The organism is uncultured Flavobacterium sp., assembly GCF_963975005.1.
GTDB lineage: Bacteria > Bacteroidota > Bacteroidia > Flavobacteriales > Flavobacteriaceae > Flavobacterium.
This window is the reverse complement of the sequence record NZ_CAXBFR010000089.1, coordinates 1-11,647: the sequence shown is the minus strand read 5'-3', so window position 1 is coordinate 11,647 and position 11,647 is coordinate 1. Positions and strand designations below refer to the sequence as shown.

10 protein-coding genes and 1 pseudogene are annotated in these 11,647 nt (G+C 29.8%); 8 read left to right on the top strand and 3 right to left on the bottom strand.

Going from position 1 to position 11,647, the window contains the following annotated elements; all coding sequences use genetic code 11:
* The first annotated feature begins 82 nt into the window (after positions 1-82).
* Positions 83-457 (top strand): hypothetical protein, encoded by a 375-nt coding sequence (locus tag AACZ53_RS10690; RefSeq protein WP_339838118.1) that lies wholly within the window; start codon positions 83-85, stop codon positions 455-457.
* Between the two features lie 518 nt (positions 458-975).
* Here AACZ53_RS10690 and AACZ53_RS10685 read toward each other — a convergent pair.
* The 3 genes from AACZ53_RS10685 to istA all read right to left on the bottom strand — a co-directional run bounded on the left by AACZ53_RS10685 (position 976) and on the right by istA (position 3,280).
* On the bottom strand, positions 976-1,059 hold the full coding sequence (locus AACZ53_RS10685; RefSeq protein ID WP_339838121.1) for a hypothetical protein: 84 nt from the start codon (positions 1,057-1,059) through the stop codon (positions 976-978).
* Positions 1,052-1,714: an ATP-binding protein gene (locus AACZ53_RS10680; RefSeq protein WP_339838115.1), complete on the bottom strand. Its 663-nt coding sequence runs from the start codon at positions 1,712-1,714 to the stop codon at positions 1,052-1,054. The genes AACZ53_RS10685 and AACZ53_RS10680 overlap by 8 nt, the downstream gene beginning before the upstream one ends.
* 342 nt (positions 1,715-2,056) lie before the next feature.
* Positions 2,057-3,280: an IS21 family transposase gene (gene istA / locus AACZ53_RS10675; protein ID WP_339838113.1), complete on the bottom strand. Its 1,224-nt coding sequence runs from the start codon at positions 3,278-3,280 to the stop codon at positions 2,057-2,059.
* A gap of 181 nt (positions 3,281-3,461) precedes the next feature.
* Here istA and AACZ53_RS10670 point away from each other — a divergent pair.
* From AACZ53_RS10670 to AACZ53_RS10640, 7 genes and pseudogenes are all read left to right on the top strand, one after another.
* Positions 3,462-3,665 (top strand): annotated as a pseudogene (locus AACZ53_RS10670) (ATPase); the annotation flags it as partial.
* Positions 3,666-3,943: 278 nt separating this feature from the next.
* Positions 3,944-4,339: a (deoxy)nucleoside triphosphate pyrophosphohydrolase gene (locus AACZ53_RS10665; RefSeq protein ID WP_339838110.1), complete on the top strand. Its 396-nt coding sequence runs from the start codon at positions 3,944-3,946 to the stop codon at positions 4,337-4,339.
* Entirely contained in the window at positions 4,332-7,697 is a 3,366-nt protein-coding gene (locus AACZ53_RS10660) for a DUF3427 domain-containing protein (protein ID WP_339838108.1), read from the top strand. The genes AACZ53_RS10665 and AACZ53_RS10660 overlap by 8 nt, the downstream gene beginning before the upstream one ends.
* Positions 7,698-7,705: 8 nt before the next feature.
* Positions 7,706-8,464 (top strand): metallophosphoesterase, encoded by a 759-nt coding sequence (locus tag AACZ53_RS10655; RefSeq protein WP_339838106.1) that lies wholly within the window; start codon positions 7,706-7,708, stop codon positions 8,462-8,464.
* A gap of 98 nt (positions 8,465-8,562) precedes the next feature.
* Positions 8,563-9,552 carry a MarR family transcriptional regulator gene (locus AACZ53_RS10650; RefSeq protein WP_339838104.1) on the top strand — a complete coding sequence of 330 codons (990 nt, stop codon included), beginning with the start codon at positions 8,563-8,565 and terminating at the stop codon, positions 9,550-9,552.
* Positions 9,546-10,313, top strand: coding sequence for a hypothetical protein (locus AACZ53_RS10645; protein ID WP_339838101.1), 768 nt, complete (start codon positions 9,546-9,548; stop codon positions 10,311-10,313). Before AACZ53_RS10650 ends, AACZ53_RS10645 begins: the two co-directional genes overlap by 7 nt.
* Before the next feature lie 47 nt (positions 10,314-10,360).
* Positions 10,361-11,287: a hypothetical protein gene (locus tag AACZ53_RS10640; RefSeq protein WP_339838099.1), complete on the top strand. Its 927-nt coding sequence runs from the start codon at positions 10,361-10,363 to the stop codon at positions 11,285-11,287.
* Positions 11,288-11,647: the final 360 nt, after the last annotated feature.

Genomic DNA, 11,647 nt, shown 5'->3' with positions numbered 1-11,647 from the left:
TGTTTTGTAATAATATAATTTTCAAAACGTTTATTTTTTATGTAAGAAAGATTAACTGAGAGAGGGTTTTATTTAAATACATATGAAAAAAAAATTAGTAGAATATTCAAATGCTGCGGGATTTATTTATAAAGATTCTATAAGTATAAATGACGCAGGTAATCCTCAAATTGAAGTAGAAAAAAATAACATAAAAAATCGAACCATTTTAAAAAAAATGAAAATTATAACAATTTTGCTTTTAGGATTAATTGGTTCTGCTTCGTTGTTCTTTACGCATGAATATGATAATTTTTATTTTTTTTTCATTCCATTTATTGTTATATTAACATTTAGTAACAAGTATAAACTGTATAAGTATGTTTTAATGCTTGAATTAATGGACGGTAAAACTATCAAAATTGACATTAAGAAAAGTCAGAAAGAAGATTATAAAAGATTAATTCATAGAATATAATCTACAAAGTAACTAATAATTTAAGTTACAAAGTAACTAAGTAGCAAAGTTCACAAAAAAGGTTACCCACAATCTTGTTCTCCTGACCAAGGAAGGAACCCACAAGAAATTAAATTATAAAAATTACTTTAATTTCTTTACCCGAGCATGAAAGTGCGAACAGACGAAGTAATCTGTGTTCCAATTTTAGCGATTAGGAGAAAGGCAGAATTTAGGTTGCAGTATAAAGTCATAAGTAAAAATCCTTGACCATCCACGTTTGCCGCAGTCAATCCGTTTCATCCGCGTTCTAACAGAAGCAAGAAGCAAGAAGCAAGATGAAAGAAGCAAGAAGCATCTATGTAAACCTATCTAAAGTGCAAATTCCAGCCATATTGACCACCTAATTCCAGTTTAAAGTGACCACCTAATTCCAGCTCAAAGTGACCATGCAATTCCAGTTGAAATTGACCACCCTGATTTTCATTAAAAAACTACTTTTTTCTGCTGTTATAATTTATTCAAATATAGTTAAAAAATTATACGTTGTTATTACTTCTTTTCTTCCTCATAGATTCTCCTAATAATTCAATTCTATGGGATTGATGTATGAGTCTATCCAAAATTGCATCGGCTATGGTTTTCTCCCCTATAATGTCGTACCAACCCTGAACGGGTATTTTGAGAAGTAACGATGATAGAACCGTTATTATGACGGTCTTCAATTATTTCCAGGAGTGTAATTCGGTTTTGACCATCTAGTGCCTGAAGCCCAAAATCATCTAAAATAAGCACGTCTTGGCGTTCTAATTTAGCCAGTTCTTTTAAATAGGAGCCGTCTGCTTTGGCTATTTTGAGTTTAGCAAATAGCTTTGAGGTATTAAAATAGCTTACTTTAAACCCTTCAATACAAGCCTGATATCCTAGTGCGGTTCCTAAAAAAATTTTGCCAACACCAGTGCTTCCAGTGATTAACACGTTTTGGTTTTTGGTTACAAACTCACAGTCGGCTAATCGCAGGATTTGCGTACGGTCCAAATTACGAGACACTTCAAAGTTGAGGCTTTCGATATTGGATTTGTAATGGAACCGTGCGTTTTTAATACTTCGCTCAATACGTCTGTTGTGCCTTTCGTCCCATTCCGAGTCGATGAGCATGGATATAAACTGATCAATGGTGTAATGATCGGTTTTACCGCTTTCAATGGCAGTTTTAAAAGCATTGTGCATGCCGTTGAGCTTCATTTGTTTCATTTTTGTTACTGTTGCTTCATTCATAATTAATTGATTTTAAATTTATTTAAAGTAATTTTTCCCTCTGATATTATCGTGCTGAGGCAATTCTAAATCGGTTTCTGATTCGATATCAATTCTATCTAAATTGTTTTCCAAAATGTTTTGGATGGCCTTATAATTATATACTTTGTAATCTAATGCCCCTTTTACAGGCTTTGATCAAGCGTTGCTTTCCGACCTTCTTTTCAAAAGATAAGATTCCTAAGCAAGATTTATACGCTTGTTCAGGGTGGTTTTTGCTGTCGATTATTTTCAAGATAAATTCTCCTACACTAGGATCAATTCCACTTGCCCAATCTAAAAAACGTGAAGCACTCCAATCGGCTACAAACTGATGGGTACTGCCATGTGGTCTGGATTAGTCGTATAAACGTAAGGCTTATAATGCCTTGGATGTGTGGCAATACGATTGTATTTATAATAGATTTCAACGGTGGATTTGGTGTAAAGTAGTTTGACTTTTTTACGCAAATATTGATAGGGTACACTGTAATAGCTTTTGTCTAAACTCAACAATACATGGCCGTTTTGCATTACCGTAGCAAAGGATTGGTACTTAATCTCGAAGCGTTCCTGAGGAAGTGGGTTTAATTCTTTTTTCTCATCTTCGGTAAATAATTCCAATCGGGAGTACGGACGGGCAGTAAGTTTCCTTTTGTTATGTACATCCAGAAGGTTCCAGATTTGCTCATTAAGTTGATTAAGACTAAAGAATTTTTGTTCTCTTAAATGTACATAAATCCTTCTGTACAATATCTTTACAGCACCTTCCACTAACGACTTATCTCTTGGTTTGTAAGCTCTGGCAGGCAATAGGGTGGTTTGATAATGTTCTGCAAAGTCGGCTAAAGTTTCGTTGATGGTAGGTTCAAAACGACTGCTTTTTATCACAGCCGATTTTAGATTGTCGGGAACAATGGCTGCTGGGGTGCCTCCAAAAAACCGAATCGCATTCTCTACAGAAGTTACAAAATCTTCTTTTTGTTGGCTCATCGAGGCTTCAGCATAAGTGTACTGACTGGCTCCTAAAATAGCCACAAAGAACTGTACTTCTTTAATTTCACCGGTATCTTCATCGATTATAGAAAGTGTTTTTCCAGCATAATCCACATACATTTTATCACCTGCCTTGTGGTTCATGTGCATCACGGGATTTACGCGATTACTCCAGTTCTTGAAGTGATACCTGAACTGAGAGCTTTTTAAACCATCGGGATTTTCTTTATAATATTCTTCCCAAAGGTGTTGTACCGTGACTCCAACTTTCTTGAGGTCACGTTCCATTTTGGGAAAATAGGAATGGAGTTTTTCCAGTGTAGGATTGGCAGATTCCAATGTAGATTGCGAAAATAAATCTTCTAAATCAGCATCCGTTTTCTGTTCAATGTCTTCCAGATTTAATCCCAAAGCATCAAATAAGGCAATATATTTCTTAACGGTATTTCTGGAAAGCGAGAGATAATTGCTAATAAAGAGTTTACTCTTACCGCTGCAATGGAATTTTAATGCTTTTCTAATTTTACTCATGTCTGTTAATTTGTTAGCCATAAATTCGTCGTTTTTTAAACGAATTTATGGGTTAACAACATGAAAAAAGTAGTCGTTTTTTAGGGGGTCACTTTCAACTGGAATCAGGTGGTCAGTTTGCTCCGGAATTGGGTGGTCAATTTCAACCGGAACAAGTGGTCAATTTGCACTGGAATTGGGTGGTCAATTTGACCGTTTTTTCCACTTTGGTAACGATTGCAATGTTATGGCTGAAATCTTAATTACTCGCTATGAGCATTTTATTGAAAACAAATCCATAACGCACATTACTACAAATTTATCAGCTTCAGAAATTGAAAAACTATACGGGAACAGATTGCGTTCCAGAATGAGAAATATGTTTAATGTAATTTCATTTAATACCAACTCAAAGGATAAAAGATAGTATAATAAATCATATACAGAATTTAGTAAAGATATACTGAGTAACTAAAATCAAATAAATATTAAACATAAAATATATACCAAAGTGTATGTCAAAAATTAGTATTTAATAGATTTTAACATATTTTGTTTATAAATAGTAGCCTAAATGCGGTTTCCCGTAATTTCTTTCGATTGCTTTTTTGTATTATTGTATTGAATATTTTTATCTGCTATTAAAAGTAGGTTTTGTAGTGGTATTTTAAAAAATATAATCAATCATAAAATTGAGAATTAATAATGAAGAAGATTGAAGTAGTTGCTGCAATAATATTTTATAAAGATGAAATTTTATGTGTTCAAAGACCAAAAAACAAGCTTGTTTATATTTCAGAGAAATTTGAGTTTCCTGGAGGAAAAATTGAACAGGGAGAAACACAAGAAGAAGCCTTAAAACGTGAATTAATAGAAGAATTGAATGTTCAAACAGATATAAAATCTTTCTTTACAACTGTAGTACATAAATATCCAGATTTTGAATTAACAATGCACAGTTATATTTGTGAAGTTAAAACCAAAGAGCTTACTTTAAATGAACATATAGCACAAGAATGGTTGAGTCTTAATGAAGTCAACAAACTTGATTGGGCAGCAGCAGATATTCCAATCGTTAATAAATTAATAATGAATGGATAAGTTAATTCAAATTTTTAATTCGAGTTTACAAACTGGTTATATTGATAAAAACGTTTTATCTGAAACAGTTTATCAGCCCGAGTTACTTATCAATCAAAAAAATCCACCCAAAAAAGTTCTGTCAACACTCTTGCACGAACTTGAAAATTGTAGTGAGTTTTATATCTCAGTAGCATTTGTTACAACGAGCGGAGTTGCTACAATAATTAATAAATTAAAAGAGCTTGAAAATTGCAATATAAAAGGCGAAATTTTAGTTTCTCAATACTTAAACTTCACACAACCTGAAGCTTTAAAAAGATTATCAAAATTCAAAAATATAGACTTGCGAATTGCAACTACAGGAAATGCACATGCAAAAGGTTACATTTTTAAAAATAAGGAACATTATAATCTAATTATTGGTAGTAGTAATCTAACTGCACAAGCTTTATCAACTAATAGAGAATGGAACTTGAAAGTTTCAGCATTAGATGAAAGTGGTATTGTTGATAATGTAATAAATGAATTTAAATCTGATTTTCAAAAAGCTACGAAAGTAACAACAGAATTTATTCTAGGATATGAAGAAATTTATCAAAAGCAATTCCTTCTAAACAAAATTAATACTCTTGAAAGTATAATTGAATCTGAAATAGTTATAACTCCTAATTCAATGCAAATCGAAGCATTGGAAAATTTAAAAAATTTAAGAAAAGATAAAAAAAATAAAGCTTTAATTATTTCTGCAACGGGAACTGGAAAAACTTATTTATCTGCTTTTGATGCAAAGGCTTTTAAGTCTAAAAAATTATTATTTGTAGTTCATAGATTAACCATTGCAAAAAATTCTTTAAAAACATTTCAAAAAGTTTTTGGAAAAAACAAAACAATGGGCTTGTATTCTGGTGAAAAAAGAGAATTAGAATGTGATTTTGTGTTTTCAACAATTCAGACAATCTCAAAAATATCACATCTTGAAAACTTTGCAAAAGATCATTTTGATTACATTATTATAGATGAAACACATAGATCTGGAGCAGATTCTTATTTGCGTTTAATAGATTATTTTGAACCAAAGTTTCTTTTAGGAATGACTGCAACTCCTGAAAGAACAGACGGTAATGACATCTTTCAATTATTTGACCATAATATTGCTTATGAAATCAGGTTAAATAGAGCGATGGAGGAAGAAATGCTTAGTTCATTTCATTATTACGGTGTAACGGATTTATTAATAGATGATAATGAAATTGATAATAAATCAGATTTCAATTTATTAGTTTCAAAAGAAAGAGTTAAAAGAATAATTGAGCAAGCAAAATTCTATGGAAGTGATAACGGAATAACGAGAGGATTAATCTTTTGTTCAAGAAAAAAAGAAGCAATTGAACTTTCAACTTTATTTAATTCAAATGGATTCAAAACAATTGCTCTAACCGTTGACAATTCAGAAGATGAAAGAGTAATAGCTATTGAAAAATTAGAATCGGATAACTTAAAAGATAGGCTTGATTATATTTTTACGGTTGATATTTTTAATGAAGGAATTGACATTCCTAAAATCAACCAAATTATTATGCTTCGACCTACAGAATCAGCAATTATTTTCATTCAGCAATTAGGAAGAGGATTAAGAAAAGTTGATGGAAAAAGCTATGTAACTGTTATTGATTTCATTGGAAATTACGAAAACAATTATCTTATCCCAATTGCATTATACGGAGATACCTCATATAATAAAGATTCTTTAAGAAAACTTATTACAGAAGGAAGCAGAATGATTCCAGGTGCTTCAACAATTAATTTTGATGAGATTACCAAAGAAAAAATATTTCAGTCCATTGATTCTGCAAACATGCAATTACTCTCTGACTTGAAGAAAGATTATAACCTTTTGAAATTTAAGCTTGGTAGAATTCCAATGATGATGGATTTTATAGAACATGGTTCTAGAGATCCTTACTTATATGTTAATTATTCCAATTCATATTACAATTTCGTTGTCAAAGTTGAAAAAGAATACAATTCAGATTTGAATAAAGAACATATAAAGCTATTAGAGTTATTTTCTAAAGAAATAAACAATTCAAAAAGAGTTGAAGAAAGCTATATTTTAAAACAGTTAATATTAAAAGGAGGGCTAAATATTTCTGAATTTAAGGATTCTATTCAAAACTTATATAGCTATATTACTAGTCAAGCTACAATTGATTCTTGTATTAGAAATATAAACTTTCTGTTTATTCGAAAAAACGAAAAAATTATATTCATAAGAAATAATTCTTTTCAACTGTATAATGAATTCCATGAAGAATTGAAAAATACTATTTTTAAAAATTTTCTTTTAGATACAATTAATTACTCTATTATAACATTTGACAAATTATTTAATAGAGAATACTATAAAAAAGGGCTAATTCTTTATAATAAGTATAGTCGAAAAGATGTTTGTAGACTATTGAACTGGGAAAAAGATGTTAGTAGTACTGTATATGGTTATAGAACTAATGATGAAATTACTCCTTGCTTTGTTACATATCATAAATCTGATGAAATAGAAAGTACAATTAATTATAATGACTATTTTATTAACCCATCCACATTTGCATGGGAATCAAGATCAAATAGGAAAGTTGAAAGTAATGAAATAAAAGGGGTTATAAATTCTAAACGTATTTTATTATTTGTTAAAAAAGAAGATGGGGAAGGAACGGATTTTTATTTCATGGGTGATATTACTATAATACCTGATTCAATAGAACAAAGTTATATGCAAGATTCTAAATTACCAGTTGTTCACTTTAAGTTTCATCTTGAACAACCAGTAATTGATAGTATGTATAAATATATAACAACGAATAAGAAAACAAAACTAATTGAAAATGTTCCTTTAGTAGAAAATGAGACTATTCAACTTGTAAATACAAATAATTCTAATAACCTTATTCCTCTTTATGACTTTTATGCAGCAGCAGGAACATTTAGTGAGATACAATCAGAAAAAGATTTTACTTTAATTGAAGGGCCAGAAAATACTAAAAGTGATTATTTTGCCTGTAGAATAGTTGGTGACTCAATGAACAGGGTAATACCAAATGGTTCAATTTGTTTGTTTAAACCAGATTCTGGAGGAAGTAGAAACGGTAAAATAGTATTGGTGGAAAATATAGATATTCAGGATACTGATTTCAACTCTGCTTTTACAATTAAGACTTATTCAAGTGAAAAAGTTATTACAGAAGAAGGTTGGGAACACAAGTTAATTGTTTTAAAACCAAATTCAACTGATACTACTTTTAAAGATATAGTTATAAATGAAGAGAACGGTTCACAAATGAGAGTTGTTGGTGAGTTTGTTTCCATTATTAGTAATTAATTTAAACAATGAAAATTCAATACTGCTCAGACCTTCATTTAGAGTTTCCAGAGAACAAAGAGTACATCTTAGACAATCCATTAAGTCCAGAGGCTGATATTCTAATTTTAGCTGGAGATATAATTCCTTTTGCGGTGTTAGACAAACACAATGATTTCTTGGATTATATTTCAAGAAACTTTAAAACGACTTTCTGGGTGCCTGGCAATCACGAATATTATTACCACAATTTGGAAAACAGCAGTGTATTAGATACAAAAATCAGAGAAAATATTTTTTTAGTAAACAATTGTGTCAAAGAAATTGAAGGTGTAAATTTTGTTTTTTCTACACTTTGGTCAAATATTTCAGAAGATAAGCGTTGGGTTATTCAGCAAGGGCTTTCAGATTTTAAAGTCATTAAGTATAAGGATAGAATATTTAATGTAGACGATTACAACACATTACATTTGGAAAGTATAGCATTTTTACAAAAAGCTTTTAAAGAAAAACCTAACAATAAAACAGTAGTAGTTTCTCATCATGCACCAACTTTTACTAATTATCCAGAAAAATATGCAAATAGTAAAATAAATGAAGCGTTTGCCTCAAACTTAAATGCATTAATAGAAGAAAATACAATTGATTATTGGGTATACGGTCACCACCATACTAACACAGCTAATTTTAAAATTGGAAATACACAGTTAGTAACCAATCAATTAGGATATATCAAATACAATGAGAATAAAGGGTTTAATGATAAAACGATTCTTCTAATAAAGTAAACCAATAAATATTACCTCAATATGTTGATATTTAGTATAATAAACCTATATTTGCACAATAAACCTATCTAGTTTATTATACTTTTTATTAGTTTATTATGGAAAAATTAAAAGAATACATCCAACAAATACTGGGAGAACAAATTGTTCTAAATCAACTTAAAGAGCAGGTTTTAAACAAATTACCTTTTATTTTTAAGAACAATTACACTTTTTATCATACAGAATTATTCAATCGCGAACTAATTTTAGTAGAATTTAATAAAAAGGACGTACTAAATGCTACTCAATTACGAAAACAGTTAGTCAGCATCGAAAAAGCCATTGACAAAAGAGTAATTATAATAATTGATGATATCACTGCAATAAATAGAAAAAGACTAATTGATCAAAAGATAAGTTTTATTATTCCAGGAAAACAAATGTACTTAACAGAATTATTAATTGACATTCAAGACTTTAATAAAGCGAAAGAGTTTCAAAAAGAATTTTTAATGTTGCCTTCAGCACAATTAATAGTTTTATATCACATACTACATAGAGAGGAAGATTTAAACCAATTCACTTTCAAAGAATTAGCAAAAAAATTCCAATATACACCAATGGGAATAACTAAAGCAATAGATAACTTAAAAAAGTTAGCAATTGTCAAGGTGGAAGGAACAAAAGAAAAAAATATAATATTCGAAAAAGACATTCAAAAACTTTGGAAAGATTGTGAACAACTAGTAGTAAACCCAATAATGAAAACAGTTTATGTTGATGAAAAACCTATGGGCTTATTAAAATCAAACACAACAGCATTAGAAGAATATAGCGACATGAATCCAAGTGCATTAGAATATTTTGCCATAGATAAAAAACAATTTTACAAATTAGAAAAAAGCAATCAATTAGTAAATCTAAACAATGAAAGTGGTAATTATGCACTAGAAGTTTGGAAATATAATCCAGTGCTAATTGCTAATGGAATTACTAAAAAAAACAATGTTGATCCATTGTCTTTATACTTAAGTTTAAAAGATGGGTTTATTGACGAAAGAACAGATATGGCATTAGATCAAATAATAGAAAAATATATATGGTAAGAGGTTTAGAAATATTCAGACAACATTTCAAAGATTTTGCAGATAATTACATTATTATTGGTGGAACAGCTTGTGATATCATTATTGATAGTGTAGGGCTAACTCCAAGAGCGACAAAAGATATAGACATAATTTTAGTAATTGAGGCATTAAGCCCTGAATTTGTAGCACACTTTTGGGAGTTCATAAAAACAGGAAATTATGAAGTAAAAGAAAAAAGTGACGAAGACAGAAAATACTATCGATTCCAAAAACCACAAGCAGAAGAATTTCCATTTCAAATTGAATTATTCTCAAGAATACCAGACTTGTTAGATTTAGAAGAAGGAACACATCTAACACCAATTCCTGTAGATACTGAAATCTCAAGTCTATCAGCTATTCTCATGGATGATGATTACTATATATTTACAGTAGAACATAGTCAATTAGACAACGGAATTCACTTGGCAAATACCGAAGCTTTGATAGGATTAAAAGCAAAAGCATTTCTCGACTATAAAACGCGTAAAGAAAACGGAGAAAAAATTGATGACAGACAACTTAGAAAACACAAAATGGATGTTTTTAGATTAGTATTATTATTAACTCCAGAAGATAATTTTGAAATTACTCCAAGTATAAAAACAGATATAGCAAACTTTGCAGAAGCAGTAAAAAATGATTTACCAGATAAACAAGTTTTTAAAGAAATGGGTGCTGGAAATATTAACGTAGAAGAGTTATTTAATCAATTAATCAATGCTTTTAATTTGAAATAAAATAAGTTTTTTTAGGTAATTATTAATTTCTGATAAATTAGAAAGTAATGGATAATCAAAGAGAAAATATAAAAATTTCTAGAAAGGAATTATACGATTTAGTTTGGTCAAAACCAATGTCAACATTGGCTAAAGAATATTTCATTTCAGATAATGGTTTAAGAAAAATATGCAAAAAATTTAATATTCCTTTACCTCAATTAGGACATTGGCAAAAATTACAATACAACAAAAAAGTAAATGTAATACCATTACCTAAAGACTTTAAGGGAGAAGATAGTATTACATTAAGCGAAAGAATAGAAGGAGAAAATAAGGGAAATGAAGGAATATCGCAATTCCATAAACTACTCAAAGAAATTTCTTCAGACAGTTCACTTTCTTTTAAAGTGCCTGATAAACTCTCAAATCCTGACAAATTAATTAGTGAGGCAAAAGAAAACTTTGCTTCAAAATCAAAAGAAAAACATGCAATCTATAGAGGTGTTATGACAACATCGCAGGGTATAATAAGCATTACTGTAGCTCCAAAAAACACGAGTAGAGCACTACGAATTATGGATAAAATAATAAAACTCTTGAAACAAAGAGGCCATAATGTAATAGTTAAATACAACACTACGCATGTAGTAATTAGGGACGAAGAAATTAAAATTAGACTAAGAGAAAAATTAAAAAGAATAACAATACCACACGGTAAATACAGTTGGAGCACTACGGATTATGTTCCAACAGGTATATTATCGTTTAAAATTGATGAATATCCTAAAAAAGAGTTCTATGATACCAACAAACTAACTTTAGAAGAACAAATACCAAAAATACTAACCAAATTAGAATTAGTTTCTGATAAAATAAAAAGAGACAACGAGGAAAGAGAAATAAGACATCAAGAATATTTAAAAAAGCGAGAAATAGAAGAAGCTATAAAAAAAGACATAAAACCGAAATTGAAAATTTTAAAAAACTATTAGAGGATTCTGAAAGGTGGAAAAAAGCAACAGATCTTAGAAATTTTATCAAAGAATTGGAGAGTAATGCAATAAAAGAAAACAAGCTTTCGGAAGAATTATCAAACTGGATTAAATGGTCAATTGATAAAGCAGATTGGTTTAATCCAATTGTAAACAAAAAAACATGAACTACTGTCAGACAAAGACAAAGAAGAAGTTTTATCTCCTAATAAACCAAATAATAATTATTACAGATACTAAAAAATTGTTATTCTTAAGTCGTTTCCAATTGCCAATCCTTCCCAACCCTCCTAAAAAAATGAGCCTGCCCTGAGACAAGTCGAAGGGTCATGGTTTTTGTCCCACAGCACATCAAGCACT

Bases quoted from the DNA above. Each gene is read 5' to 3' on its own strand.
- AACZ53_RS10690 (WP_339838118.1), top strand. From the start codon at position 83: ATGAAAAAAAAATTAGTAGAATATTCAAATGCTGCGGGATTTATTTAT.
- AACZ53_RS10680 (WP_339838115.1), bottom strand. From the start codon at position 1,714: ATGAATGAAGCAACAGTAACAAAAATGAAACAAATGAAGCTCAACGGC.
- istA (WP_339838113.1), bottom strand. From the start codon at position 3,280: ATGGCTAACAAATTAACAGACATGAGTAAAATTAGAAAAGCATTAAAA.
- AACZ53_RS10665 (WP_339838110.1), top strand. From the start codon at position 3,944: ATGAAGAAGATTGAAGTAGTTGCTGCAATAATATTTTATAAAGATGAA.
- AACZ53_RS10660 (WP_339838108.1), top strand. From the start codon at position 4,332: ATGGATAAGTTAATTCAAATTTTTAATTCGAGTTTACAAACTGGTTAT.
- AACZ53_RS10655 (WP_339838106.1), top strand. From the start codon at position 7,706: ATGAAAATTCAATACTGCTCAGACCTTCATTTAGAGTTTCCAGAGAAC.
- AACZ53_RS10650 (WP_339838104.1), top strand. From the start codon at position 8,563: ATGGAAAAATTAAAAGAATACATCCAACAAATACTGGGAGAACAAATT.
- AACZ53_RS10645 (WP_339838101.1), top strand. From the start codon at position 9,546: ATGGTAAGAGGTTTAGAAATATTCAGACAACATTTCAAAGATTTTGCA.
- AACZ53_RS10640 (WP_339838099.1), top strand. From the start codon at position 10,361: ATGGATAATCAAAGAGAAAATATAAAAATTTCTAGAAAGGAATTATAC.